General features: G+C 42.9%; 25 protein-coding genes. 15 read left to right on the top strand and 10 right to left on the bottom strand.

The window, feature by feature from the left end:
* Positions 1-33: 33 nt before the first annotated feature.
* The 7 genes from QS795_RS10830 to QS795_RS10800 all read right to left on the bottom strand — a co-directional run bounded on the left by QS795_RS10830 (position 34) and on the right by QS795_RS10800 (position 8,285).
* Entirely contained in the window at positions 34-687 is a 654-nt protein-coding gene (locus QS795_RS10830; RefSeq protein ID WP_286268697.1) for an OmpA/MotB family protein, read from the bottom strand.
* Entirely contained in the window at positions 687-2,519 is a 1,833-nt protein-coding gene (locus tag QS795_RS10825; protein ID WP_286268696.1) for a hypothetical protein, read from the bottom strand. Before QS795_RS10825 ends, QS795_RS10830 begins: the two co-directional genes overlap by 1 nt.
* Positions 2,516-3,790 (bottom strand): hypothetical protein, encoded by a 1,275-nt coding sequence (locus QS795_RS10820; protein ID WP_318626472.1) that lies wholly within the window; start codon positions 3,788-3,790, stop codon positions 2,516-2,518. Before QS795_RS10820 ends, QS795_RS10825 begins: the two co-directional genes overlap by 4 nt.
* A 15-nt stretch (positions 3,791-3,805) precedes the next feature.
* Complete coding sequence (locus tag QS795_RS10815; protein ID WP_286268694.1) at positions 3,806-4,765, bottom strand: ATP-binding protein; 960 nt, start codon at positions 4,763-4,765, stop codon at positions 3,806-3,808.
* Positions 4,766-5,349: 584 nt separating this feature from the next.
* On the bottom strand, positions 5,350-6,858 hold the full coding sequence (locus QS795_RS10810) for a tripartite tricarboxylate transporter permease (protein WP_286268692.1): 1,509 nt from the start codon (positions 6,856-6,858) through the stop codon (positions 5,350-5,352).
* 10 nt (positions 6,859-6,868) lie between these two features.
* Positions 6,869-7,300, bottom strand: a complete 432-nt coding sequence (locus tag QS795_RS10805; protein ID WP_286268690.1) for a tripartite tricarboxylate transporter TctB family protein — start codon at positions 7,298-7,300, stop codon at positions 6,869-6,871.
* Between the two features lie 10 nt (positions 7,301-7,310).
* The gene (locus QS795_RS10800) at positions 7,311-8,285 is read right to left on the bottom strand and encodes a Bug family tripartite tricarboxylate transporter substrate binding protein (RefSeq protein WP_154639253.1); all 975 of its coding nucleotides are present in this window, start codon (positions 8,283-8,285) and stop codon (positions 7,311-7,313) included.
* Between the two features lie 342 nt (positions 8,286-8,627).
* On the opposite strand from QS795_RS10800, the gene tctD reads away from it, so the two are divergent.
* Positions 8,628-9,296, top strand: coding sequence for a transcriptional regulator TctD (tctD, locus tag QS795_RS10795; RefSeq protein WP_318626470.1), 669 nt, complete (start codon positions 8,628-8,630; stop codon positions 9,294-9,296).
* The gene (locus QS795_RS10790; protein WP_286268684.1) at positions 9,293-10,729 is read left to right on the top strand and encodes a sensor histidine kinase; all 1,437 of its coding nucleotides are present in this window, start codon (positions 9,293-9,295) and stop codon (positions 10,727-10,729) included. Before tctD ends, QS795_RS10790 begins: the two co-directional genes overlap by 4 nt.
* A gap of 168 nt (positions 10,730-10,897) precedes the next feature.
* Here QS795_RS10790 and QS795_RS10785 read toward each other — a convergent pair whose 3' ends face one another.
* Positions 10,898-11,818 (bottom strand): DMT family transporter, encoded by a 921-nt coding sequence (locus QS795_RS10785; protein WP_154602893.1) that lies wholly within the window; start codon positions 11,816-11,818, stop codon positions 10,898-10,900.
* A gap of 98 nt (positions 11,819-11,916) precedes the next feature.
* Between QS795_RS10785 and QS795_RS10780 the strand changes: the two genes are divergently transcribed.
* Positions 11,917-12,714 carry an AraC family transcriptional regulator gene (locus QS795_RS10780; protein WP_154602892.1) on the top strand — a complete coding sequence of 266 codons (798 nt, stop codon included), beginning with the start codon at positions 11,917-11,919 and terminating at the stop codon, positions 12,712-12,714.
* A gap of 11 nt (positions 12,715-12,725) precedes the next feature.
* Here the strand turns inward: QS795_RS10780 and QS795_RS10775 are convergent, their stop codons facing one another.
* The gene (locus QS795_RS10775) at positions 12,726-13,586 is read right to left on the bottom strand and encodes a hypothetical protein (protein WP_318626469.1); all 861 of its coding nucleotides are present in this window, start codon (positions 13,584-13,586) and stop codon (positions 12,726-12,728) included.
* A gap of 266 nt (positions 13,587-13,852) precedes the next feature.
* Here QS795_RS10775 and pdxB point away from each other — a divergent pair, with 266 nt between their 5' ends.
* From pdxB to QS795_RS10720, 11 genes are all read left to right on the top strand, one after another.
* On the top strand, positions 13,853-14,977 hold the full coding sequence (gene pdxB / locus QS795_RS10770) for a 4-phosphoerythronate dehydrogenase PdxB (protein WP_286268682.1): 1,125 nt from the start codon (positions 13,853-13,855) through the stop codon (positions 14,975-14,977).
* Positions 14,978-15,051: 74 nt separating this feature from the next.
* Positions 15,052-16,062, top strand: coding sequence for an aspartate-semialdehyde dehydrogenase (locus tag QS795_RS10765; RefSeq protein ID WP_154602890.1), 1,011 nt, complete (start codon positions 15,052-15,054; stop codon positions 16,060-16,062).
* Positions 16,062-16,877: a tRNA pseudouridine(38-40) synthase TruA gene (gene truA / locus QS795_RS10760; protein ID WP_286268680.1), complete on the top strand. Its 816-nt coding sequence runs from the start codon at positions 16,062-16,064 to the stop codon at positions 16,875-16,877. The genes QS795_RS10765 and truA overlap by 1 nt, the downstream gene beginning before the upstream one ends.
* Positions 16,878-16,912: 35 nt before the next feature.
* Entirely contained in the window at positions 16,913-17,620 is a 708-nt protein-coding gene (locus QS795_RS10755; RefSeq protein ID WP_154602888.1) for a DedA family protein, read from the top strand.
* 160 nt (positions 17,621-17,780) lie between these two features.
* Positions 17,781-18,749 (top strand): acetyl-CoA carboxylase, carboxyltransferase subunit beta, encoded by a 969-nt coding sequence (gene accD / locus QS795_RS10750; RefSeq protein ID WP_108478580.1) that lies wholly within the window; start codon positions 17,781-17,783, stop codon positions 18,747-18,749.
* Positions 18,739-20,028 carry a bifunctional tetrahydrofolate synthase/dihydrofolate synthase gene (folC, locus tag QS795_RS10745; RefSeq protein WP_286268676.1) on the top strand — a complete coding sequence of 430 codons (1,290 nt, stop codon included), beginning with the start codon at positions 18,739-18,741 and terminating at the stop codon, positions 20,026-20,028. The genes accD and folC overlap by 11 nt, the downstream gene beginning before the upstream one ends.
* A gap of 5 nt (positions 20,029-20,033) precedes the next feature.
* Entirely contained in the window at positions 20,034-20,756 is a 723-nt protein-coding gene (dedD, locus tag QS795_RS10740) for a cell division protein DedD (protein WP_286268674.1), read from the top strand.
* 177 nt (positions 20,757-20,933) lie between these two features.
* Positions 20,934-21,437 carry a colicin V production protein gene (cvpA, locus tag QS795_RS10735; protein WP_132495458.1) on the top strand — a complete coding sequence of 168 codons (504 nt, stop codon included), beginning with the start codon at positions 20,934-20,936 and terminating at the stop codon, positions 21,435-21,437.
* Between the two features lie 14 nt (positions 21,438-21,451).
* Complete coding sequence (gene purF / locus QS795_RS10730; RefSeq protein WP_154602886.1) at positions 21,452-22,969, top strand: amidophosphoribosyltransferase; 1,518 nt, start codon at positions 21,452-21,454, stop codon at positions 22,967-22,969.
* A 271-nt stretch (positions 22,970-23,240) separates the two neighbouring features.
* Positions 23,241-23,780 (top strand): hypothetical protein, encoded by a 540-nt coding sequence (locus tag QS795_RS10725; RefSeq protein ID WP_154602885.1) that lies wholly within the window; start codon positions 23,241-23,243, stop codon positions 23,778-23,780.
* Between the two features lie 382 nt (positions 23,781-24,162).
* Entirely contained in the window at positions 24,163-24,735 is a 573-nt protein-coding gene (locus tag QS795_RS10720) for a UbiX family flavin prenyltransferase (RefSeq protein ID WP_154639258.1), read from the top strand.
* A gap of 17 nt (positions 24,736-24,752) precedes the next feature.
* Here QS795_RS10720 and QS795_RS10715 read toward each other — a convergent pair whose 3' ends face one another.
* Positions 24,753-25,658: a TIGR01777 family oxidoreductase gene (locus QS795_RS10715; protein ID WP_286268667.1), complete on the bottom strand. Its 906-nt coding sequence runs from the start codon at positions 25,656-25,658 to the stop codon at positions 24,753-24,755.
* A 271-nt stretch (positions 25,659-25,929) separates the two neighbouring features.
* On the opposite strand from QS795_RS10715, the gene yfcD reads away from it, so the two are divergent.
* A complete protein-coding gene (gene yfcD, locus QS795_RS10710) occupies positions 25,930-26,472 on the top strand; it encodes an NUDIX hydrolase YfcD (RefSeq protein WP_286268665.1) in 543 nt (180 codons plus the stop codon).
* The last annotated feature ends 18 nt before the right edge of the window (positions 26,473-26,490 follow it).

Here is a 26,490-nt window from a genome sequence, read left to right as displayed (position 1 = left end):
AGCAAAGACTCTCACTTTTTTATAGTGATGGAATTATTTTGTACTCGTACTATCTGGTAATACAAAGCGAACTTCGATTCTGCGTTGTCGAGCATCCTCTGGTGGAATCCCTTGGATCGGTTGAGAATCTCCATATCCGGCAACAATTACGCGTTTTGCGGCTGAATTACTTAGTTCACCAACAACTGATTTTCTTGCCTCTCGAGCTCGCGCTGCTGATAACGTAAAATTGTCATCATAAACAGTACAAAAATGCTCAAAGTTGGTGACAGGGCGAGTGACTGGAATATTATCGGTATAACCTTCGATGAATACCTGCCCTAATGTGAACTCAGCTAAAAACAGTTCAACTTGACTTTTAATTGTTTGAAGGGCCGGTTCTGCTTGTGGTGCGACGCACGCACTTCCTCGGTTAAATACACCATCTCTTAAGGTGATTTTTTGTGAGTTCATATCAAGTGCAACTAAGTTTTCGTTATCAGTGCCATCTAAAGATGTTTTGATATTATTTAACATGTTGCTCACTTTTTCACGTTGTGCACCGATCCCTTGTTCCATCTCTTGTTTATGTTTAATGTCTGACCAAGTTTTTTGCAAAACTGACATAACTAGCAGCAACATGACGACAGCCATGACTCCCGACATTAAATCAGAGATTGAAACCCACTCATTAGGTTTGTCTTTCATTAACTCGCCTCATTTTGCAAATTAACGAGGTTCATACCATCTAAATTTTTATTAATTTGCTTGAGAGATGAGTTTGCATCAGCTAATAACTTTTGCAAATTATCAGGAGTAGATGTTAGCTTTGGTGATAGTAGAACACTTTTAATATCTTGTAGTTCAAGAGTATTTTTTGATAAATGTTCTGTTAAGGTGTTTATCACTTTCGTCGCTGTTTCTTTTTCTGGCATTCCCATGTTTAATTTTTCAATCCCCGCAATAACGCGGTTAATATCTTTGGTTATAGCATCGAGTGATGGCTGTAGTGGGTTGTTAAACTGAATAGTTTTTAACTGCTCAACTAACTCTTGTATTGAATTTGCACTGTTAATACTTTGTTCAGTAATTTCATTATATTTGCTATTGAGGCTAGCAACTTGACGATTGCTGGATGAGATAGCGCTTAAACTACTTAAAATACGCTCACTTAAATCCTCGATCAGTGTTTTCATTACGCCGACATCTGTACCTAATGAACTACTTACAGAAATAAACTCATGCTGAGCAGCGCTCTGTTTTCTCATTGAATCATTAATGGATTCATTAACGCTGGTCATGGTGTTACCAACATTTTCTGATAGTGTGGTCACGGCATCTGAAATACCACCAGTTGCTTGTGTCATACTGGATGAGATATTTTGCATGTTCTCACTAAAGCTACTTCCCATTGCGTCAATGGTTGATCCTAAATCGTCTTTAATGGTTCCGAGAACATCACCAACACCCATTTTGAACTCATCAATAGCATCACGTAACGATTGAGCAGAATCACCCATTGCATGAGCAGAGTCAGACATTGTTTGTGCAGATGATTTAATCGTGTTCAAGTTATCACTATTTAATGCGATAAACTCTTGCAGTGAGTTTCGGGTGTCAGTGAGTGCATCTAACTGCTTTGTACTAACTTCATTACTGGTTGATATATAACTACTTAGCGCTTGGCTGACATGATTTAGTTGGCTCAATTGCTTATCAGTATGTTGTGAATATAGCGTTGTAAATTGCTCAAAGGCAGATACTGTACTATTTGAACTTGTGATGATCTCAGCAAGTTGAGCCGTAGCTTTATCATGCTGAATTTGAAACTTTTTATTTTGGTCATCAAGGGTCTTATGCAAAGCCCCTATAGTGTCATTAATATTGCTCAATGATGTACGATTTGCATTGCCTTCACGGATCATTCCACTATCAAGCTTCTCTAAGGCACCTAAAAAAAGTTGTTGAACTTTCTCTTTTTCTTCAAAGGCTTTACGTTTTGATTCGTGTAATAAATGACTGATTTTTTGTACGCACCAGTGTAACCGCTTTTCATCATAGCCTTTGAAAGCAGACCATGATTTGAGCAGAAGGAACGCAATAATCCCCCAAGTGGAGGTTTTGAATTTTGTGCCTAAACCTTCCATCATACCCATTAGGTTAGCCATGGCATCGTCCATACCTGCTGAGTTAGCATCAATTAGGATATCAGACGCTTTATTTAGTGCGATCCCGAGACCTAAAAAGGTTCCTAATAAACCAATGATCAGCAGAATGCCTGGCATGACATCAATCATTTTTTCGGCAGGACTAGCGATTGAATGACTTATTTCATTGATGGAGCTTTGTTCCAAATCCACATTACCAGATTCATCAGTCACAATGTGGGTTTGCCATTTTTTATCCCACGTTTTTTCATTAGCTTGCACATATAGTAAGACGATGCTAACGAGCACCAGCGTTAACATCAGACCACCAAAAATAATCTGGGTAATATCAAATTCAGGTAGTAAGAAGTTTAGAAAATCATGAAAGGTCACGCGGCTACCTCAATTAATTGTTTTTCGCGAAGTTCGCTATCATTTTTGAAAATGTTGGAGAAATCGATGACCAATGTTTGCTCGTCAACGGTTAATTCTTCCCATTTTTTACCAAATTGAGCACAGTCAATGATGATTTTGCCAACCTCATTACTGTCTTCCATTAAATATTCTTGATCGACAAACTCTTCAGGATCTTTTTCTAACATTTGTAGAAAACCTTCAGCCGCATAAACGTAGTGGCGCATCTCATTAGTACGCTTACGTTTTAAGGTCATAGTTGCTTCAAGTTGAGGTAGGCGACGGTTTAGGTCTTGCAGCTCAAGATTCTGTTCTTCTGTGAGGTCATCTAGCTTTAATGCTACATTTAAACGGCGCTGTATGACTTGTTGTTCGGAAAATTCGGTATTGAGCTTTTTCCATTCTTTCTCAAGATCTTTAAGGTTAAAGCTCCATGCCATAATCATTTCTTCAAACACAAATGGAATCAGTTTCTTACTAAAGCGGATCATAATGATGTTATCCAAACGCATCATGGCTTCATCAGAAAGATTGGGTTCCCGCTTAAGTAGTTCATTTGCTGTTTCCATAATGAAAATATCGTCTTCATTGATTTCATCAATGTTCTGAGTATTTTCCAGCTTGCTCTCCATATTTTTCAGCAATTTCTGTGAAGCACGCAGGCGCAGATAATGTTCAAAATCATCAATTTGTACATTATCTAATAAGTCTTTAATTCGAGTGGATAATTGGAAGTGATGGTTGATTAAAGTAGCAACATCAACAGCTTTTTTTGCTTCACCTTGAACTTTATATTTTGCTTCACGTAAAGCAGCTTCATGCTCCTGAGCTTTCTCTAATTCTTCTTCTGTGAGATAAGCATTTTTAAGTTCTTTAGCGCGCTGAATCGTCCACTCAATCGCGTGGGCAATACGTTTTGCTAAATCTGTTTGATCCCACTTAACAAGATATTCTAGGGCTTTATCAAGCGCGGTAAGACCCGCTGTTATCCACGGATATCTAAAAGAGGTGACTTGAATAGCACTTTGGATCAGTGGGCGTACCACATTATTAATAATCGGTTTAACTTTGTTCCAAACGTCTTTGACGCTACCAATAAAAACTTCAGCTTTATCTGCCATCCAAGAAACGGCTTTAGTAACCGTTTCTTTAGTTGTGTTATAAACTGTTTTAGTAACGTTTTTTATCGTATGTAAACCACTAGATATCAAGCTTGCACCGCTGGATATTATGTTAGACAACCATCCCATTTTTATGCTCCAATTTTATTTAATACCTAACAAGTTTTTAGCGGTTTGTGCATCATCAGCGGTACTGAGATTTCGGTTACCAATTGATTTATGTGTACTAAAAACTTGAGTAATAGCGTCTTGTAAATGTTGAATACTTAACTGTGGTGAGATACCTTGCTGTTCTGCATTGATGAGAGCCTTTGGTAATGCCAACCTCATACATGTTCGAATTTCTCTACCTGACAAACCAACGGATATTTCACAGAGTGTTTTTAATATATCGTCACGATTTCCTAGAATTGGAATTTCAGGCAATAAAAAACGATCCCACAATCGATATAAGGCATCTTGGTCGGGTAAAGTAAATTCAACGTGATAACCAATTCGGCTACGAAATGCTTCATCATAATTACGAGCAAAATTAGTGGCGAAAATGACAATTCCTTCAAATCGCTCTAACTCAATTAATAATGTTGAACGCATGGCATTTACTTCATTGTCGACACCTTGAGTTACCGATGACAAACGCTTGCCTAATAAAGTATCAGCCTCATCAAAGAAAAGTACGGCACCTGTTGCAGTCGCTTGAGTAAATGCGGCTTGAATATTTTTTGCAGTTTCACCCATGAACTTACTTTCTAATTCTGCAATACCGAGTGAAATAAAAGGTAAACCTAATTTACCAGCAAAGGCTTCAGCACATAATGTTTTTCCAGTACCAGGAGGTCCGTAAAAATTTAAAATAGCGGTCATACCCATAGGGTCAACACGGGAGAATCCCCATTCTTGATAGATTTTATGATGAAAGCGTAGTCTGGCAAGAGATTCATCAATATAGATTTTTGTTACTGCTGATAGGATCACATCATTATCGAGAGTAAATCGCGGATTTCTTAATAGATATGTATTTAAATTTTGATTGGCATCATTATCTTTTTCAAATAACTCTAAATTAATTTTTTTTGTTTCTTCGGTCGAGGTTGATTCAGCCATTTATTTTTTAATTCTCAATTTAGATAATAAGTAGGTGTAATTGGTTTCAATTTGTACACCTTTTCATTTAAAAATAAAAACGACATGATAATTGGAGTATTAATTAATACAATCAATAATCAACCTCTTTCGTATGTTTTTGCGTGATTATTGTTCAAAATGAATGAAAATATGTTCATATCCCAAAAAGGTCGGTAATTCTAAATTAGCGACTAACGATTAGTGAAATAAAATAAATTTTTAATATGTAACAAAATATGCATCTTAAAGTTATAACTATATCGTTCTATTTTTAGAATTCTTTAACGTAAATAGTTCTTCGGTCATAAAAAATTATTAGTGTTATCGACAAGTATTTTATTTCCGGGCTACGTATAAATGCGCAACATAAAAAGCACTCAAAATGACGGAGGGATAATACGATGCATTGTTTGTCTTTATTGTACAAAACTCCAACCATTGATATAGGGCGCGAATGGCTACGCGAGCAGGGCTATCCGAAATTAGAAAATCAGTGAGCTAGTAAACAAAAAAAGCCCCATTTTCATGGGGCGAAGTCTTTCAGTCATAACGTACAGTAGGAATTATGCTTTCGCGGTTTGATGACGACGTTTGCGAATAAGCTTCACAATCGGTGGTAACACCAGCACCAACACCGCCAGAATTAATAAGCTCTTAGAAATAGAGCTGCTCCACAGAATATTAAAATCCCCATTACTGATAGACAACGAGCGGCGCAGGTTTTGCTCTAACATCTCACCCAAAACAAACCCGAGGATCAGCGGGGATAGTGGGAAATTCATCTTCCTTAAGATATAGCCGAATACCCCAAGCCCCATCATTAACAGCAGGTCAAAAGTGGTGCTATGTACGGCGTAAACACCCACTGCAGAGACACAAGCAATCGCAGGGACTAAGAACCACAGCGGTACGGTGAGCATTCGAGTGAATAGACCAATCAGCGGAATATTCATCACTAACAACACAACGTTAGCGATAAGCAGCGCGGCAATTAATCCCCAGACGATGTGTGGTTGTTCTGTGAACATCCCCGGACCTGGGGTGATGTTATACAGGGTCAGTGCCCCCATCATCACCGCCGTCGTCCCCGAACCCGGAACACCGAGAGTTAACATCGGAATAAATGACCCACAAGCAGAGGCGTTATTGGCGGCTTCAGGTGCCGCGACACCGCGAACATCTCCTTCACCAAATGTCCCTTTATCACCGGCAATTTTTTTCTCTGTCATATAGGTGATGGCGCTAGCGATAGTCGCCCCTGCACCCGGCAAAATTCCCACAAAAAAGCCAATAAATGAGGATCGTAATGTTGGGCCAGCACAGGCTTTAGCCTCTTTCTTGCTAAATAACATTCGACCCGTTTTGCGGATTAATCCTTGTCCGGTCGCGGTGCCTTCTAGCATGAGTAATATTTCACTCACAGAGAACAGTCCAATAACCACGACGATAAACTGAACGCCATCGGATAGGTTGACACTGTCAAAGGTAAAACGGTATTCCCCAGAGTTGGCATCGACACCGACGGTCGCTAGCGCCAAACCAATCAATGCTGCGAGCAGCGATTTGACGGGGTTTTGGCTCATCATGCTGCCTAAACACGCGATAGCAAAAACCATCAACGCGAAATATTCAGCAGGCCCGAAGGCGAGCGACCATTGTGCCAGTAAAGGCGCAAATAAAATGATCCCAACAATCGCAATGGTGGAACCGATAAATGAACTGACGGCAGAAATCGAGAGCGCGATACCACCTTGGCCTTGCTTCGCCATCGGATAACCATCTAACGTGGTCATAATCGCCGCGGCGTCACCGGGAACGTTCAATAGGATGGCGGAAATTCGTCCTCCGTACTCGCATCCTAGATAGACGGTAGCCAGTAAAATAAGCGCAGACTCAGCAGGGAGCTTTAACGCAAACGCTAAGGGTAATAATATTGCTACGCCGTTGATAGGGCCTAAACCCGGTAACATGCCGACAATCGTGCCGATGAAACAGCCAATCAGCCCGATCATAATATTTTGCGGGATCAGCGCTACCTCAAAGCCTTGAGATAAATACATCCACGTTTCCATACTTTTCTCCTTAGCTAAAAAGTTCGCCGATGGGCAATGTCACATCGAGTAATCGGTCAAAGGCATAGAACAGGGAAATGCCTAGGATCGGGCCGGAAATTAGGGCGGCTATCGGAGTTGCACCAAATAACAGGGCAACGCTGATGGTTAATAAGGTGGTCGCTAATGGGAATCCTAACCACTCAAACGCCCATGCATAAATAACTAATGCAATGATTAACAAGACTAAACGGCGCAAGACATAGGGCTTTGGCCATTCAACCGCTTCTTGGCGACCCAGCAGGAGTGCGAGTGCGCACAGGGTCATTAATGACAGTATGGCTATCGGGAAGGGGCGGGGGCCCAGTGGTTCATAGGTAAACTCGCTTTGGATGCCCCAGCCGATATACAGCCCGATCCCACACAGTATTAGCCAGACTATGGCAAATATGCGTTGGCTCATGGTGACTCCGTTATTTCGCTAATCCGAAGGAACGCGCTTGCTCACGGTAGTTCTCAACTTCTTTTTTCACGTAAGCGTCCAATTCTGGGCCCGATAGGTTGTATTCAAACAAGCCACGTAATTCACGTTGCTTTTTAAACTCGTCGGTTTGTTGTAATTTTTGGAAGGCTTCAACCCATTGGTTGTAATCCGCATCGGACACTTTTGGTCCCATATAGAATCCGCGAATAATTGGCCAAACAATGTCGTAGCCTTGCTCTTTAGCAGTTGGAATATTGGATAAGGCATCTGGTAAGCGTTTATCGGCGTACACCGCTAGGATGCGAATTTTTCCGTCGCTGATATACGGGGTCATTTCACTAATATCGCCGGAGATCACTTGGACGTGGTTGCCTAACAAGGCTGTCAGTGTTTCACCGCCGCCTTCGAAAGCCACATAGCGCATTTTACGTGGGTCTAAGTCGATAGCTTTGGCCAGTAGCGCCGTTTTCATCCAATCTTGGCTACCGATAGAGCCACCCGCACCAAAGACAATGCTGTTTGGATCTTTTTTGAAGGCGTCCATCAGTTCGCCTAAAGTTTTATAAGGGGAGTCGGCACGTACGGCAATCATGCCATAGTCGCTGCCAACACTTGCTAGCCAGCGAACATCATTTTCGTTGTAACGACCAAATTTACCTTGAGCAAGGTTGAGTAAGGAGCCACCAGAGAATGCAACGATGGTGCCCGGCTCTGCTGGGCGTTGAGCCACGATGGCGTTGTAAGCAACGGCACCAATTCCACCTGGCATATAAGTCACACGCATCGGTTTTTCGATCTCTTTGGTTTCCAGCATGGAGACTTGAACAAGTTTACAGGTTAAATCAAAGCCACCGCCAGGTTTGGCAGGGGCTATACATTCTGTTCTTTCGGGTAACGCCATTGCTTGGTTAACGCCAACTAAAAAAATTGCTGCTGCTAAGGCATTGATTGTGAACTTCTTCATGCTTCATTCCTCACTAGACAATAATTAAGTTACTTGGTTGTTGTTGGTTATGTCGCTGTCGATGAATAGCTTTGGACAATGTTGGTTCGCTATGCATCATTGTATTGAGAACCTTTCATTTACCTTTCATTAACAAATAAAATTATTTTTATGTGATACATATCAGATTGTTTTATATTTACTCTTCTTTGTTGTGTTAATTTAATGTTAATTTTTATTTGTGGTAGCAGGTTAACGAAGGATAGTTGTGATAGCTTCGGTAAAAATCACGTTTAACACTTTTCATTCAATCGATAGAGTGCCAACTTATACGCATAAATAATCATAATGAGTGGGCGACTAATGAGAATGTTATTGGTTGAAGATCATGACGAGTTGTCTTTGTGGTTACAGAAAGCCTTAACGGCATCGGGATTTGCTGTGGACATCGCCAGTGATGGTTACATCGCCGATCAGCTATTACAAACCGAAAATTATTCGTTGGTGGTCTTGGATGTTTCATTACCACGAATGAATGGCTTAGATGTATTAGCCCAGATGCGCAAACGTCATCAAGAAACACCTGTTCTGCTATTAACGGCGAACTCCGATGTGGCCGACCGCGTGAAAGGGCTGAATGCAGGGGCGGATGATTACCTGACCAAACCCTTTGATATCGCTGAATTAGAGGCTCGAGCGCGCGCGCTCTTACGCCGTAGTCAAGGGAATGTGAATAGCGACCAATGTTTTGGTGACCTCTGTTTTCATGATGACGGTTATTTTTCACTGAAGGCGGAACCGTTAGGTTTAACGCCGCGAGAATACGCGGTATTGAATACACTTTTTCATCGCAGAGGGCGACCTGTTTCAAAAACACAATTATTTGAGCAGGTATTCTCGCTGTCGGATGAAGCCAATTTACAAAGTATTGAACTGTATGTGCATCGGGTTCGCAAAAAACTCACAGGTTCAGATATCAATATCAATACTTTACGCGGATTGGGATACCGATTAGAGCAGTGTAGTGTATGAAATTAGTCTCTCATCCACGCTCTCTCTTTCATCAGTTGCTGCTTTTTTTCGGTATCCCCCTCATTTTGTTGGGAAGTTTCTCCGTTTATACCCACTATTATAGTGCTAAAAACGCGGCAAACCTCGCTTATGACCGGACATTACTGGCGTCGGCGAGAACCGTGGCGGAACGCTTACAGGTGGTGGATGAACATCTTTCTGTGAACGTTCCTTATGTGGTGCTCGATAGCTTTGAGCTGAATAATAATGACCGTCTGTTTTACCAAGTCATCGCCCCTCACGGGGAAACCATTTCTGGTTATGATGACCTACCGCCAATCCCGCCTTATTGGATGCGCTCTCAACATTACACTGCTTTAGTCTACTTTTATGATGCGGAATACATGGGGCTGCCCATTCGTGTGGCGACCTTTTTCCAGCCGATTAACGAAGGTGGGATCCAAGGCATGGTGGAGATCCGCGTTGCTGAAACGGTGTATGCTCGGCAAGATTTCGCCAATCAACTGCTGATCTCTGCGCTGATGAGCCAAGGTACCGTGGTGGTCGTGACGCTGATATTGGCGTATTTACTGTTGCGTAAGCTATTAACGCCACTGAAAAAACTCTCTAATTTAATGCTCGGTCGCGCTGCGAATGACCTCACACCAATCCCGAATGTGTTGCCATGGTCGGAACTTTCGCCGCTTGTAGATGCCTTGAACCGCTATGTGGAGCGGTTAAAACGGATGTTAAAGCGTCAAGAACGTTTCAGTGCCGATGCTTCCCATCAATTAAAAACCCCGTTGGCGGTATTAAAAACCCAAGTTTCAGTGGCTCTTAATAGCGATGATGAGCAACAGAAACAACAAAGTTTGCAGGCGATTAATAAAACCTTGGATAACACTATCGTATTAACTGACCGCTTATTGCAGCTTGCGCGTTTAAAAGAGCACGAAAAAGAGGCGATCAGGCTTTATCGTGCGGTTAATTTGGTGGAAATTGTTCAGCAAGTCTGTTTTACCCGTTTGGGACAATCCGAGAGTAAACAGATTGATTTAGGCTATGAAGGATTAGATCATTGCTGGGTCAAAGGAGATGCTATTTTGCTGGCGGAAATGTGTGCGAACCTGATTGATAATGCGATTAAATATACCCCTGAACAGGGGATTGTTACGGTGCGAATCGTGGCAGATGAAAGTCGCAATTCCATGATTAAACTGGAAGTTGAAGACTCAGGGCCGGGTATCGAAAATAAATATATTCACCGTTCATTAAAAGCCTTTAGGCGCTTAAATAATGCCAAAGGACTGGAAGGGTCAGGGCTGGGCTTGGCGCTTGTAAAAGATATCGCCAGCTACCACGGCTCAGAATTGCAGTTGCTAAAGAGTGAACATCTCGGCGGGTTGTTGGTGCGGATCACCTTGAAAGCGAGTCGGGCACCGAAGAAAGCTTAGTGGGTACTTTGTTATTATCTAGTTGCACCTAAAAACGGTCATTATCCAATTTATGCCCCTTTTTAGGTGCTGTAAGTTTAGAGGCAAAATCAATTGGATATAAAACAAAGCCCCATAACCTTGAAGTAGATTTATGGGGCTTTTAATCAATCAAACTATTAATGTGGCTTACTGACAAGTATCTTCTTCTAACGCTTTTTTCTTGCGAGAAAATACTTGAGTGAGCGGGGTGCGTAGCTGTTGAGCTAACATCACACCGAGTAACACGATACCGCCCCCAATTAAGTGGTAACTCTTTAACTCTTCGCCAAGGGTGAACACTGCGATAACGGCAGTAAATACCGGAGCGAGGTTCATAAAGATAGAAGTGGTATTGGCGCCTAAGCGGAGAACACCTTGGATCCACATTGCGGGTGCCAGAATCGATGCGGCAATCCCTGCGAATAAAACTAACCCGATATTATTGCTGTTAAGGCTTACATCATCTGCCATCAAGAAGTTTGGAATTAATAATAAAACCCCAAAGAATACCTGAACATACAGGGAGTCCCAGCTAGAAAGTTGAATCGACCAGCGCTTAGTTAATACCCCGTATAGGGCATAAGCGGCGGAAGCGACGATCATCAGCAATTCGCCTTGACCCAATCCATTATCCAGTAATGAGCTTGGGTTTCCTTGGCTGACTAGCCAAGCCAATCCAAACAGAGACAGAACGGAACCAACAACAATCCCAACGGTTGGGATCACCCTCAGAACAAAAATACTAATCACCACAGTTAATAGCGGGATAAATGAGTTCATAACACCCATAAATGTCGCGCTTACCGTATGTGCGGCATAGTAAGCCAAACTTTGATACAGCATCATCCCCAAAGCACCTAAGATGGCCAGTTGCCACCAATGTTGCTTAACCACTTTGGCATGGCGCAGTACCGAGCGCAGAACAAATGGGGTCATGACTAAAAATGCCAGAGCCCAGCGATAAAACGAAATGGCAGCCGGGTCAATCGCCGTTGCGGCGGCTTTGTTGACGATGGCATTTATGGACCATAATAAAACCGCGGTCAGCGGAAACAGGAAATATTTCATTAACAACGTTCTCCCTAATCAGTCACAGGAGTATACATCTGTCCGAAATATTATATATACTGATATTCAGACAATCGATAACGCTTTTCAGACAGCCTATGAATAATTTAAAGAGTGATGTTCTGCAAATTAACGAATGCAATATTATTGAGCCTGAATTTATTGCCTTACGTCATGAGCAGATTAACCAGCAAACCGAATACAAATCCCATTCCCATACCTTTGGTCAATTGTTGTATGTGGTTTGCGGAATTATGGAAATGGAAGTGGAAGGCAAGCATTATATGGCACCGCCAGAGTTTTGCATCTGGATCCCTGCCAATACCCAACATGCGAGTTTTAATAAGCAGAGTGTTAAATTTCGGATTATTGATTTTGCCCAAGCCTATACGCCGCGACTGGCGAGTAAGGCCTGTGTTGTACGATTAAGTCCCATTTTCCACACGATTATGACGGATATGTATCAACGGGGCATTGTGCAGCCCGAAACCGAGCAGGATATTCGTTTGGGAGAAGTGTTGATTGACCAGTTTGCCATTTCACCGTGCCAAGATACCTATTTACCCACCAGCAAAGATAAATTGTTAGCGCCGATTTTAGCGGAGCTACAGCAAGATCCTGCGGATAATACAACACTTGCCCAGTGGGCAAAACGGGCCTATACCTCGGAGCGAACGCTATCTCGCCGTTGCCAACAAGAGTTGGGGATGTCATTCAGCGAGTGGCGGCAGCGCCTGCGTTACTTACATGCAGTGGCTGGATTGGACAAAGGTAAAAGTGTCCATGAAGTTGCCTTGGATGTGGGGTATAGTTCGGCGTCTGCATTTATTGCGATGTTCCAGCAAATTTCAGGGGTCACTCCAGACCGGTTTCGAATGAAAGAGCTGACCCCATAGTAGAGGGAAAATCAATATACATAATCGTATTTGATATTAGCGTGGTAGTTGTACACGCTATCTTTCCCTCCGTGTTCATCTTTAATTAATGTGGTGATATTTTTTTCCGCGTCGGTGCATCTTCCGAACGTATTCCAGCTTTTACAGGTCGTCACGGTTGTTTCGGTGGTAAAAAATTCTTCAATAGTTTTTTCGGTTAGCGGTCTGCCATCATCATAGGTAAACTCTTTGACGGTTGAGTCAGACTGCATGCGAACTAAGCGATTTTTCTCATCATAATGGAAGGCTGTTTTCATACTATCATTTTCGAGCGTACTGACTCGGTTGGATTCAGATAATCGTCCTTTATCATCAGTTAAAAAAGTAGTGACAGCTCTCGTTAACATGCGCTCTTTGTCGAGCGTCGTTGTATAAGAAGAATCTTTGGCTTCGGTTATTTTTCCATTCTGATCAGTGAAAAACTTCCCGTTCATTTTTTGCTGCAAGATAGTTTTTTCTACATTATCTTGATTAATAACAGACAGTTTAAATGCGGATTTGTAGTCCCATCCGTTACCATTTTTTTTCATGCTCATATCAATGGATTTGATGGATACACTGTCGTGGATGCTGAATTTGACAACTTCATGACCCGTTAATTCGATTAAGGCTCCACAATCATCAAACTTCGTTTGAACCGTATTGTTAATATAGTCATCTTGGCTGGTGGTGTGTAAATTCATCTCTTTCAATGCGTCGTTAAACGGGCGCTCTTGAGCAAAGACGAAATTATTAAAATTGTTGATAGCGAGGGTGTCCGCAGAGCAGTTTTGTTCGCCAGCATAGGCATAAAACGAGCACATTAGGGGTAGCGACAGTAATACTTTTTTCACAATCAATATGCCTTTCAAAATAAATGCCTTCCTGAAAAATGAATAACTTTTAATGTAGTTTTGCTGATTAAACATGAAATCCTTGGGATTAGGTAGTCAGACTCATCTGTAAGTTTGTTTAATAAAAAGAAAAATTAAATGTCACCGATTAGACTATTAATTTCAACCAAAAGCATTGTCATGTAAATGATTCAGCCTATCGACGATTTGGAGTATAGTGTGGCAGCCAAATCGGGCATGACACACATTCTATTGGGACGAATTCCGTGAAAATTTTGGTTGATGAAAACATGCCATATGCTCAAACACTATTTAGTGAGCTAGGCGAAGTTAAAGCAGTACCAGGGCGCCCAGTGCCAGAACAGGAACTGGTTGATGCAGATGCATTAATGGTGCGCTCAATTACCAAAGTGAATAAATCATTACTGAGCAATACGCCAGTAAAATTCGTCGGCACGGCAACAGCAGGGTTTGACCATGTTGATACCCAGTGGCTTGCTGAAGCCAATATTGGATTCTCTTCAGCGCCAGGGTGCAATGCCATTGCTGTCGTTGAGTATGTTTTTTCGGCATTACTGATGCTGGCGGAGCGCGATAATTTTGATTTACGCGATAAAACCGTAGGGATAGTGGGTGTCGGGAATGTGGGAGGGTGCTTGTATAAACGTCTGCAAGCGTGGGGCGTTAATACCGTATTATGTGACCCTCCTCGAGCAGATAAAGGCGACCAAGAAGTTTTTGTTCCATTCGATTCGTTACTGGAACAGGCTGATATTTTAACCTTCCACACACCGCTTAATATGGCGGGTGAATATTCCACTTTCCATTTAATGGATGAGTCTCGATTGGCAAATTTACGCGACGGTACCATTTTGGTGAATGCCAGCCGTGGTGAAGTGGTGGATAACCAAGCGCTATTGCAGTTGCTGGAACAAGGTAAGCCGCTGAGTGTGGTATTGGATGTGTGGGAGCCAGAGCCTGATCTGGATACAGAATTGCTGGCGTATGTGGATATCGGTACGCCACATATTGCAGGCTATACTTTAGAAGGAAAAGCACGAGGCACAACCCAAGTCTTTGAAGCTTATTGTGAATTCCTAGGTAAACCTGCGAATGTGTCTCTGACATCGCTGTTACCGAAGCCGGATATCGACTGCATTAATTTCAATGGTAAATTAACGCAAAGCCAGCTCAAAAGATTAGTGCATCTCGTGTATGATGTGCGCCGTGATGATGCATCACTGCGCGCAGTGGCTGGCATTCCCGGTGAGTTCGATAAATTACGTAAACATTACCAAGAACGCCGTGAATGGTCATCGTTAACTGTTCAGTGCGATAACCAAGAGACAGCCCAGTTACTGAGCGAATTAGGCTTTACCACAAAAATTTAATAACAGATTCTTTTAGGTGAAATGAGCGGCTAAGCACGGCTTGTTTCACTTTGATTTTTTTTAGAGGAAAAACCATGACAGAAGGTTGGAATATTGCATTACTCGGGGCAACCGGCGCAGTGGGCGAAGGTATTCTTTCCCTGCTTCAAGAAAGAGAGTTTCCCGTTGGTGAGCTTTATTTACTAGCCAGTGAGCGCAGTGCAGGGGAGAGCATTCGCTTCAACGGTAAAAGCTATCAAGTGCAAGATGTCGCGGACTTCGATTGGTCGCAGGCACAAATTGCCTTTTTTGCAGCAGGTGAAGAGGCCGCGGCACAGTATGCGGAATTAGCAGCGCAAGAAGGCTGCATTGTGATTGATAACAGTGGTATTTTTGCGTTAGACCCTGATGTACCGTTAGTGGTACCGGGCGTTAACCCTCAAGTATTAGCGGATTACCGTAACCGCAATATTATTTCAGTGGCAGACAGTTATGTTAGCCAGCTACTAACGTCTATCAAACCATTAGTGGATGCGGCTGGTGTAGGGCGTATTACACTGACCAATATGCTATCGATGTCAGCGTACGGTAAAGCAGCCGTTGATGAATTAGCAGGGCAAAGCGCGCGTTTATTGAATGGCATCCCTGCTGAAGAAGGTCGTTTTACTAAGCAATTAGCCTTTAACATGCTGCCATTATTAGCGGATGGCGAAGGCAGTGTTGTGCAAGAACGCCGTTTAGTTGAGCAAGTTCGTAAAGTGCTGCAAGACGACGGCTTGCCAGTCTCCGTAAGCTTTATTCAGTCACCCGTATTTTATGGTAATGCGCAAGTGGTGCACTTAGAGACACTACGCCCAGTTAGCGCAGAAGAAGCGAGCGAAGAATTTGAACGTTTTGATGATATTCAGGTCTCAGAAGAGGGTGATTACCCAACTCAAGTGACTGACGCATCAGGTAATGACTTCTTAAGCATTGGCTGTATTCGTAACGATTACGGTATCCCGGAAATTTTACAATTCTGGTCAGTGGCGGATAACGTTCGTTTTGGTGGCGCGTTAATGGCGGTTGAGACAGCAGAAAAACTGGCTCAGGAGCTGTATTACTAATGTCGGAGTCCCCAAAGTTGCATCGCATTGCCCTCGGAATTGAGTATAACGGTAGCCGTTATTATGGTTGGCAACGCCAGCAAGAAGTGAAAAGCGTACAGGGCTGCCTTGAGGCTGCTCTGTCTAAAATTGCTGCAGAGCCAATCACCGTCAATTGTGCAGGGCGTACAGATGCTGGTGTTCATGCGACTGGGCAGGTGGTGCATTTTGAAACTTCAGCTAACCGTAAAGAAGCGGCATGGACGATGGGGGTGAATACCCATCTTCCTGACGATATTGCGGTTCGCTGGTGTAAACCTGTGGATGATGAGTTCCATGCGCGTTTTAGTGCAACTGCACGTCGATATCGTTATGTGATTTTTAATCATCGTTATCGACCTGCAATTTTATCGAATGGTGTAACACACTTTCATTTTCCCCTTAATGAAAAGCGTATGCACCAAGCGGCGCAAGCATTGCTGGGAGAGCGTGATTTTACCTCATTCCGTGCGGTGCAGTGCCAATCAAAAAGCCCTTGGCGTAATGTGATGCACGTCAATGTAACGCGTCACGGAAACTATGTGGTTGTGGATATTAAAGCCAATGCGTTTGTGCACCATATGGTGAGAAACATTGTTGGTAGTTTGTTGGAGATAGGCTGTGGGAATCAAGATATTGATTGGATGGCACATCTTCTAGAGTTAAAAGATAGAACGAAAGCGGCGGCAACAGCCAAAGCGGAAGGACTGTATTTAGTGAGCGTGGATTATCCTGAAAAATTTAACCTGCCACAGAATGTGATGGGGCCTCTATTTCTCGCGGATGAGCTACTGTAAAGGTCGTTAATATAAATCTCCACATGAGGAACCCCATGGAGTTTATCAGTTTTATCATTGATTTTATTTTACATATTGATGTGCATCTTGCGGAATTGGTCGCCGAATATGGTGTTTGGGTTTACGGAATTTTATTCCTGATCCTATTCTGCGAGACGGGGCTGGTGGTTACGCCTTTCCTTCCTGGAGATTCATTATTATTTGTCGCGGGTGCGTTAGCAGCATTGCCAAGTAATGATTTAAACGTACACGTCATGGTGTTGTTGATGATTATTGCAGCAATTATTGGTGATGCAGTGAACTACACCATTGGGCGTATCTTTGGTGAGAAACTGTTTAAAAACCCAGATTCAAAAATTTTCCGTCGTAGCTATTTGGATAAAACTCATCAGTTTTATGAAAAACATGGCGGAAAAGCGATTATTTTGGCGCGTTTTGTGCCTATCGTGAGAACCTTTGCACCTTTCGTTGCGGGTATGGGTAAAATGTCTTACCGTCATTTTGCCTTTTATAATGTGACAGGTGCGTTATTATGGGTGCTACTCTTTACCTATGCAGGATATTTATTTGGTGATTTACCGATAGTACAAAAGAATTTGAAATTACTGATAGTCGCGATTATCTTTATTTCGATTCTGCCGGGTGTCATTGAAATTATTCGCCACCGTCGAGCTGCTGCAAAAGAAAAAAATGCAGTGGCAAAAGAAAAGAGTGCGGCGACGCAAAAAAACGATAACCAATAATCGGTTTGAAAAAAGTTTTTATCTACAGTGAGATATCATTGTGGTTTAATGGCAAAAAAATAACATACTGATAGATGCTTCTTATATAACCATCCCTAAAATTCAGGGGCAGTATTATTCGAAGTGTCGTCAGAGTGCAATCAGACGAAAAGGTCCATTAATGAGCTGGATTGAGAAAATTTTAAAAAAAGGTACTTCAACCCCATCCCATAAAGCAAACATCCCTGAAGGTGTTTGGACTAAATGTGATAGCTGTGGGCAAGTCCTCTACGGTGCTGAACTTGAGCGTAACCTACAAGTGTGTCCAAAATGTGACCACCATATGCGTATTCATGCTCGCCAACGCCTTGAATCTTTCCTTGATGAAAACTCAACAACGGAATTAGGTAGCGAATTAGAGCCAAAAGATGTGCTCAAATTCCGCGACTCTAAAAAATATAAAGACAGAATTAGCTCAGCCCAGAAAGAAACGGGTGAAAAAGATGCTATCGTCGTGATGAAAGGTACGCTCAAAGAGATGCCTGTTGTTGCGGCTGCATTTGAATTCTCCTTCATGGGTGGTTCAATGGCATCGGTTGTGGGCGCACGTTTTGTCCGTGCTGTGGAACAAGCATTGGAAGATAACTGTCCATTAGTTTGCTTCTCATCCAGTGGTGGTGCGCGTATGCAAGAAGCGTTACTGTCTCTGATGCAAATGGCGAAAACCAGTGCTGCACTGGCGAAAATGCAAGAACGTGGCTTACCGTACATTTCTGTACTGACCGACCCTACCATGGGTGGTGTTTCTGCAAGTTTAGCGATGTTGGGTGATATCAACGTTGCCGAGCCTAAAGCACTGATTGGTTTCGCGGGTCCTCGCGTTATCGAACAGACCGTTCGTGAAAAATTACCTCAAGGTTTCCAACGCAGTGAATTCCTGCTGGAAAAAGGGGCAATTGACATGATCGTGCGTCGTCAAGATATGCGTGATCGTTTGGCTGATGTCCTAGCGATGTTAACCAATCAACCAAGTCTAAACACCGCGCCAGCGCTGGTTGTTGAAGTGGTTGACGTGGAAATTGATCTTGCTGATGCTGTCGATGGTGCAGATAAAGCAAAAGGCGCTAAACATAAAAAAGATGATGAGTAATCTAATCATTCCTACCGCCAAGTCTCCATTGGAGGCTTGGCTTTCTTATCTCACCGACCTGCATAGTCAAAATATTGATATGGGGTTGGAACGAGTAGGGCAAGCTGCCCGTCAAATGCATCTCACTCAACCAGCTCCTCGCGTCGTCACTGTCACTGGAACCAACGGAAAAGGCACAACCTGCCATACGCTTGAGTCCATTTTGATGGCGGCGGGTTTGAAGGTGGGTGTCTACAGTTCGCCACATTTAGTGCGCTACACGGAACGCGTCCGGATCCAAGGCAAAGAACTTACTGAAAGTGAGTTTTGCCAAGCATTTGCGACTATCGAAGCGCAGCGTGGAAATATTTCGTTAACCTACTTTGAATATGGCACTTTAGCTGCACTACAATTATTTAAGCAAGCTGAGTTAGATATTGTGATCCTTGAAGTAGGGCTAGGCGGTCGCCTTGATGCAACTAATGTCGTGGATGCGGATATCGCGGCAATCACCAGTATTGCGCTTGATCATACCGATTGGCTGGGTTCTGACCGTGAGCATATTGGCCATGAGAAAGCGGGTATTTTCCGTCAAGGCCATTATGGCGTGGTGGGTGAGCCTGATATGCCGGACTCTATAGGCGCTTATGCCGACAAAATAGGCACCATGCTGTTTCGTCGTGGCAAGGATTGGCATTACCAAGAACAAGGGCAACATTGGTCTTGGGAAAGCTCTCAGAGGTCATGGGCTAATTTACCGTTACCGAATGTGCCGTTGGCCAATGCAGCAACCGCGATGGGTGTGATCAGCTGCTTGATGGAGATTGATGCGGACTTAGCGCAGAAAATCACTGACCAAGCTATCCACCAAGGTTTAAGTACCGCTCAGTTACCGGGACGTTTCCAGATCATTGGTGAACATCCGTTAATGATCTTAGATGTAGCCCATAACCCTCATGCCGCAGGCTATTTAGTCTCCAAACTTGCGCAATTACCAGTGACAGAAGGTCGCCGAATTCGTGCGGTAGTGGGAATGCTGGGGGATAAAGATATTCAAGGGACATTAACTTGTTTATCCCAGCAGGTAACTGACTGGTATCTTGCACCGCTGAGAGAGTTTCGTGGTGCAGATGTGACTGAGCTTAGCCAGCACGTTGACGGTGCACATGAGTTTGATTCCGTGGAAGCAGCTTGGCAACAAGCGTGTGCGGATGCGCGACCACAAGATGTGATTGTGGTGTGTGGATCATTCCATACCGTGGCTCATGTCATGATGCTATTAGAGAAAACAGAAGGATAAAGCCAGTGGCTAGTAAATTCCAGAATCGTCTTGCTGGCGCCATTGTTTTAGTCGCTGCAGGGGTCATCGTATTGCCTGCATTGCTGGATGGCGATAAAAAATACAATGAGAATGAATTTGCAGCCATTCCGATTATTCCCAAACCGGGTGATGAAGAAGATATTGAGTCAATTGCGCCAATTACACACAGTGCATCGACCGCTTCTTCGGAAGGAACTTCTGAAGCGATGTTATCGGAAGCTATTACTGAGCAAAAGCAAAGTGAGCAGCCTCCTGTAGCCGCAAACAGTGCAAATCAAAGTAATAATAGTCAAAACGTGGTGAATCAAAATGGAAGCGCCATTCCTGCCAATGTCACTCCAGAAAAACCACGGGCAGAGCCGAAACCGGAACCTAAGCCAGAGCCAAAACCTGAGCCTAAGCCTAAGGTGGAGCCAAAGCCGGAACCGAAACCAGAACCGAAGCCAGAGCCAAAACAAGAACCTCAAGGTAAAGCCTATGTGGTGCAAGTGATTGCTCTCAATAATGCCAGCAAGGTTGAAGAAATTGTGGCGAAACTAAGACTGTCTGGGTATCAGGTTTATACGGTGCCAGCGCAGCCGGTGAACAACAAATTAACTCGTATTTATGTGGGGCCTGAAGCGTCAAGGCAGAAGCTGGAATCAGCTTTACCTGAACTGAACGCAATTACCGGCACAAAAGGGATAATCCAAGCTTTTAAGCCTTAAATTGACATTCAGTTATCCCTAAAAAATAAGGGTATTTAGTAACTTACTGCGGCGATTATGATTTTTTCTTTTCGCCGCTGATTTTTTTAAATTCAATGAAAAATGGTTACGCAAACGTTTTCGTTTTCTGTTAGAATGCATTCGCCGCTGACGTGAATGCGAATTTTGGAATGAAATATGGTCTGGATTGATTACACAATTATCGCCATTATTGGCTTCTCGGCACTGGTAAGCCTGATCCGTGGATTTGTACGTGAGGCATTATCGTTAATCACTTGGGGTTGTGCGTTCTTCGTAGCAAGTACGTTCTATCCTTACTTAGCGAGTTACTTTACGAACTTTGAGGATGTTTTGGTTCGTAATGGTATTGCGATTGCAGCACTGTTTATCGCGACATTGATTGTCGGTGCAGTGGTGAACTATGTGATTAGCTCATTAGTACAAAAAACCGGATTATCGGGTACAGATCGTGTACTGGGGATTTGCTTCGGTGCGTTGCGTGGGGTATTAATTGTATCGGCGCTATTGTTCTTTCTCGATACATTTACACCGCTTCCTCAAAGTGAGGATTGGCATCGTTCACAGCTTATTCCGCAGTTCAGTCATATTATTAGGTGGTTCTTTGACTACCTGCAAAATGCGTCAAGTTTCCTACCGGAGAATATCTCTCCGTCTGGCTGATGAGGAAAGACTAAATGTGCGGTATTGTCGGTATCGCCGGTGTTTCACCGGTAAACCAATCAATTTATGATGCGTTAACGGTGCTACAGCATCGTGGGCAAGATGCAGCGGGTATTGCGACTATTGATGGTAAAAACAATATCCGTTTGCGTAAAGCAAATGGTTTAGTAAAAGATGTCTTTGAAACGCGCCACATGCTGCGCCTTCAAGGCTCAATGGGTATTGGACATGTGCGTTACCCAACTGCGGGTAGTTCCAGCGCATCCGAAGCCCAGCCTTTTTACGTTAACTCTCCTTTTGGTATCACCCTTGCACATAATGGTAACCTGACAAATGCTCACGAACTCGCTCGGAGTCTATTTGAAACAGCACGTCGCCATGTGAATACCACGTCAGACTCCGAAATTCTTCTAAACGTATTAGCATACGAATTAGATAAGTTTGATCATTTTCCTCTCGAACCCGACAACATTTTTAGTGCCGTAGCATCAATGCACAAAAAAATCCGTGGCGCCTATGCTTGCGTGGCACTGATTATTGGTCATGGTATGGTGGCATTCCGTGATCCTCATGGTATTCGCCCATTAGTCCTTGGTCGCCGTATTCTTGCGACTGGCGAACATGAGTATATGGTCGCGTCTGAAAGCGTAGCACTTGATACTTTAGGTTTCGAATTCCTGCGTGATGTTGCGCCAGGCGAAGCGGTGTATGTTACTGAAGACGGTAAATTATTTACCCGCCAATGTGCAGAAAACCCTCAATTGACACCGTGTATTTTTGAATATGTTTATTTTGCTCGCCAAGATTCGTTTATCGATAAAATCTCGGTGTATAACGCAAGATTACGTATGGGGCAAAAACTGGGCGCGAAAATTGCTCGCGAATGGGAAGACTTGCATATTGATGTGGTGATCCCAATCCCTGAAACTTCATGCGATATCGCGTTAGAAATCGCCCATATCCTCGATAAACCGTATCGCCAAGGTTTTGTGAAAAACCGCTATGTGGGCCGTACTTTTATCATGCCAGGGCAACAAGAACGTCGTAAATCTGTACGCCGCAAACTGAATGCAAACCGTGCAGAGTTTCGCGATAAAAACGTTCTGCTGGTGGATGACTCTATTGTGCGCGGTACCACATCAGAACAGATCGTTGAACTGGCTCGTGAAGCGGGTGCAAAGAATGTCTACTTTGCTTCAGCCGCACCAGAAGTTCGCTTCCCTAACGTCTACGGCATCGATATGCCAAATGCCAATGAGTTGATTGCACACGGTCGGGAAGTGGATGAAATCCGTAAACTGATTGGCGCAGATGGCCTAATTTTCCAAGATCTTAGCGACCTCATTGACGCGGTTCGTGAAGAAAACCCTGAAATCAACGAATTTGAATGTTCCGTATTTGATGGCATTTACGTGACCAAAGATATTGACCAAACCTATTTAGATTATCTGGAAAATCTGCGTAAAGATGATGAGTTGAAGTTGAAAGATCAGAGTGATGTTGAGGATCTTGAGATTTACAACGAAGGCTAAACGTTAGGGAATCCTTGTCATACTTCACGCTGTAGCGTTGTTGGCTGCATTAGCTAACCCTAGTCACATACTTGTGTATGCTCCTAGGGATTAGCTAACTTGCCGCCTAGCTACAACATGAATTATTTAGAGGATTACATCTAAAACTAAGCTGAAAATGAAGTTAGTCTGAATTACCCTCCGCTCAAGTTTCCTTTATTGATGACTGCTTATTCCGTGAGTAAAGTTTTGCGCTGTATTGAATATTAAATTCGAGATTTAGGAGTGAACTTTGTCATTAACATCTAATCTTTCTAAAACGATTGAATTATTGCAAGAATTCATAGATAGCACTCAATTAGGTTTAAAAGTCGATGCCCTTTGTGAAGATGATTTTGAATCCTTAACTAGAGATGAACGTTCAATATTGAATTGGAGAGATAAATTTCCTCATTACTTGAGTGAAAGTAGTTTTCACCTAGGGATTAGGTTAGATGATGAATCTAATATTGATGGTGCCATGCTGGGTATTTATGCCTCTGAAAATGGTGAGTTACACATTCTTCTCATTGAATCGTTTGTGAGAAATAATCCCGATCATCCGCTATCAGGGCGACTAACAATGTTTGTTATTGTGGCTACGATGTTTTTTTTGTCACAATATTCAGATAGTAAAGGGGTTTATATTATAGAGCCTCATCCAGAACTGATTTCGTATTATGAAAAGTTTGGTTTTAAGTTATTAGAAAATGAATTAGTAATGTATGCAACTGTTGAAGAATTACAGTTGGCTCAGTTAAATCTATTCAGAGAAAACATTGAAGAACAATAAATTAGATTATTTCTGATTGAATTCTAAACAGCAAGCGATATAATATTATCGCTGCATACAATATGTTTATGCATATTTATATCTAGAGGCTAAATATGAATAACGGTAAAACTAAACGGTTAACTACTGAAGAGTTACGATTATTGGTGCTATCTAATGCTAAGGCTTTAACATCTAAACATTTTAAGACTAGAGCTCCTGAAATAGCAGGACAGAAAAAAACATCAATCCCATCGAACTAATCTGTCTAGAATAGAGAACTGAAAAATCAGCTCTCTATTTTTATTGTCTTTACCTTCCTTAAGGCCACATAAGGTTCCTCACTCACTACTTCACGATATTTGGTATATAATGCAGGAAATTACGTGAATTGGGGCTGAACATGAAAAAACTTATCATTGGGTTAACGGGTGCGAGTGGAGCGATCTACGGTATTCGATTGCTGGAAGTGCTTAAACCTGTGAAAGATGTGGAAACCCACCTAGTGATGAGTGCAGCAGCGCGTCAGACATTAGCACTGGAGACAGAATTCAGTGTTAAAGATGTGCAACAGCTCGCAGACCATGTTTATGATAGCCGCGATATTGCCGCTGCCATCTCCTCAGGCTCTTTTCGTACTGCGGGTATGGTTATCATGCCGTGTACTATGAAAACCCTTTCTGGCATCGTTCACAGCTATACAGACACGTTAGTTACCCGTGCCGCAGATGTCGTTTTAAAAGAAGGGAAAAAATTGGTGCTGGGCGTGCGTGAAACACCGCTGCATATTGGCCATTTGAAATTGATGGTACAAGCCGCAGAAATGGGTGCGGTGATTATGCCCCCAATGCCTGCGTTTTATCATCAGCCTCAATCTATTCAAGATATTGTTAACCAGACCGTTAACCGGGTTCTTGACCAATTTGATATCGAGCTTGAGTATGATTTATTCACCCGTTGGCAGGGTGCTAAATAGCGCCTGTTTTCAAATGATTATGATTTTGGTGCTAATAAATCCTCTAGTGCAATTCTCAGTTCAATAAATTCAAATTCAAAGCCAGCCTCTTCTAAACGTTTAGGTATGGCCTGCTGTCCACCAAGCAATAATGTCGCGGATTCCCCAAGCATGCCTCTAACTGCAAATGCAGGGGTACGGATAAAGGAAGGGCGGTTGGTCACATCCCCCATCATGGCGGCAAATTGATCATTATGGACAGGGTAAGGCGAAGTCATATTAAATGGGCCACAAAGGGTTGGCGTCTCCATCAAGAATAAAATAGCTTTCACCATATCGTTAATATGGATCCACGGCATATATTGTTTTCCATGCCCAATCGGCCCGCCAGCACCCATTTTAAAAATAGGCAGAATTTTGGCGAGCAAACCGCCGTTAGGGGATAAAACTAATCCAGTACGTAATAAACACACTCGGGTTTTATCCGATTGCGCTTCTTGGGCGATAGCTTCCCAGCGAGCCGCTAGCTGATGGGTAAATTCATCATGGGGTTGATCCTCTTCCGTCACGACGGATTGGCCTTGGTCGCCATAGTAGCCTACAGCAGAGCCTGACAGGAATACGCTCGGTGGGTTTTGACTGGCTTTGATTAAATTCGTCAATTGCTGCGTAATTTTCCAGCGACTGTCACAGAGGATCTGTTTTTGTGCTGCTGTCCAGCGTTTTTCTGCGATAGGTTCGCCGGCAAGGTTGATGACCACATCAAAGCCATCGAGGTCTGTTTTATCTTGAAGGGTTGTCCAGCACTCAACGGCTTTACAAAATAAACTGTATACTTTTTGCGGTGAACGGCTTAATACGGTGACCTGATGTGAGTGCATCACTAACGTTTGAACCAGTTGGGTGCCAATTAACCCTGTTCCGCCTGTTATTAGAATTCTCATTTTTTATCCCCTATATTTAAAGCGCTATCACACTCTAAATAATCCAATTTTTACCACCCTATAAAGATAACTATAGCATTTGCAAATAGGAATTGTTGGGTTTCAGTTAACGCTTCACAAAAAAGAATTTTGTACTGTATCTTAAAGAGATGCATTGATTTTTGTGATGGAAAGCAAGGTCAAATTTGGTTAGGATCTCTTGCAACATATATGCGAAAAGAATACCTTGTATCAAAGTATTTTGGTGGACAAGCTAAATAAGGTTTTCAGGATGGAACAACAGACCGAATTCGTCGAATGGGTAGATATCGTTGACGAAGATAATAATGTAATAGCGCAAGCAACCCGTAGCCAAATGAGTGCAGAAAACTTACGTCACCGTGCGACCTACATCGTGGTGCACGACGGAATGGGTAAAATTCTGGTGCAACGGAGAACGGACATTAAAGATTTCTACCCAGGGCTTTTGGATGCGACGGCGGGTGGTGTCGTGATGCAAGATGAACAGATCCTTGAATCAGCTAAGCGTGAAGCTGAAGAGGAGTTGGGGATTGCAGGTGTTCCGTTTGCAGAACATGGTACTTTCTATTATGAAAATGAAATTTGCCGCGTGTGGGGTGGATTATTTAGTTGTGTGAGTCACGGTCCTTTTGCTTTGCAAGAAAGTGAAGTCGTGGAAGTAACTTGGTTGACTCCCAAGGAAATTACCGCTCGTTGTGATGAATTTACGCCAGATTCGCTTAAAGCACTGTCATTATGGTTAACGCGCAATAATGAAGCGGATAAAGCGATTAGCTGTTCAAACCCAGAATAAATGTGAGTATTGAATTAA

Origin of the sequence: Providencia zhijiangensis, assembly GCF_030315915.2 — a bacterium.
In the GTDB taxonomy this organism is placed as follows: Bacteria; Pseudomonadota; Gammaproteobacteria; order Enterobacterales; family Enterobacteriaceae; genus Providencia; species Providencia zhijiangensis.
This window is presented reverse-complemented; position numbering and strand designations above follow the sequence as displayed.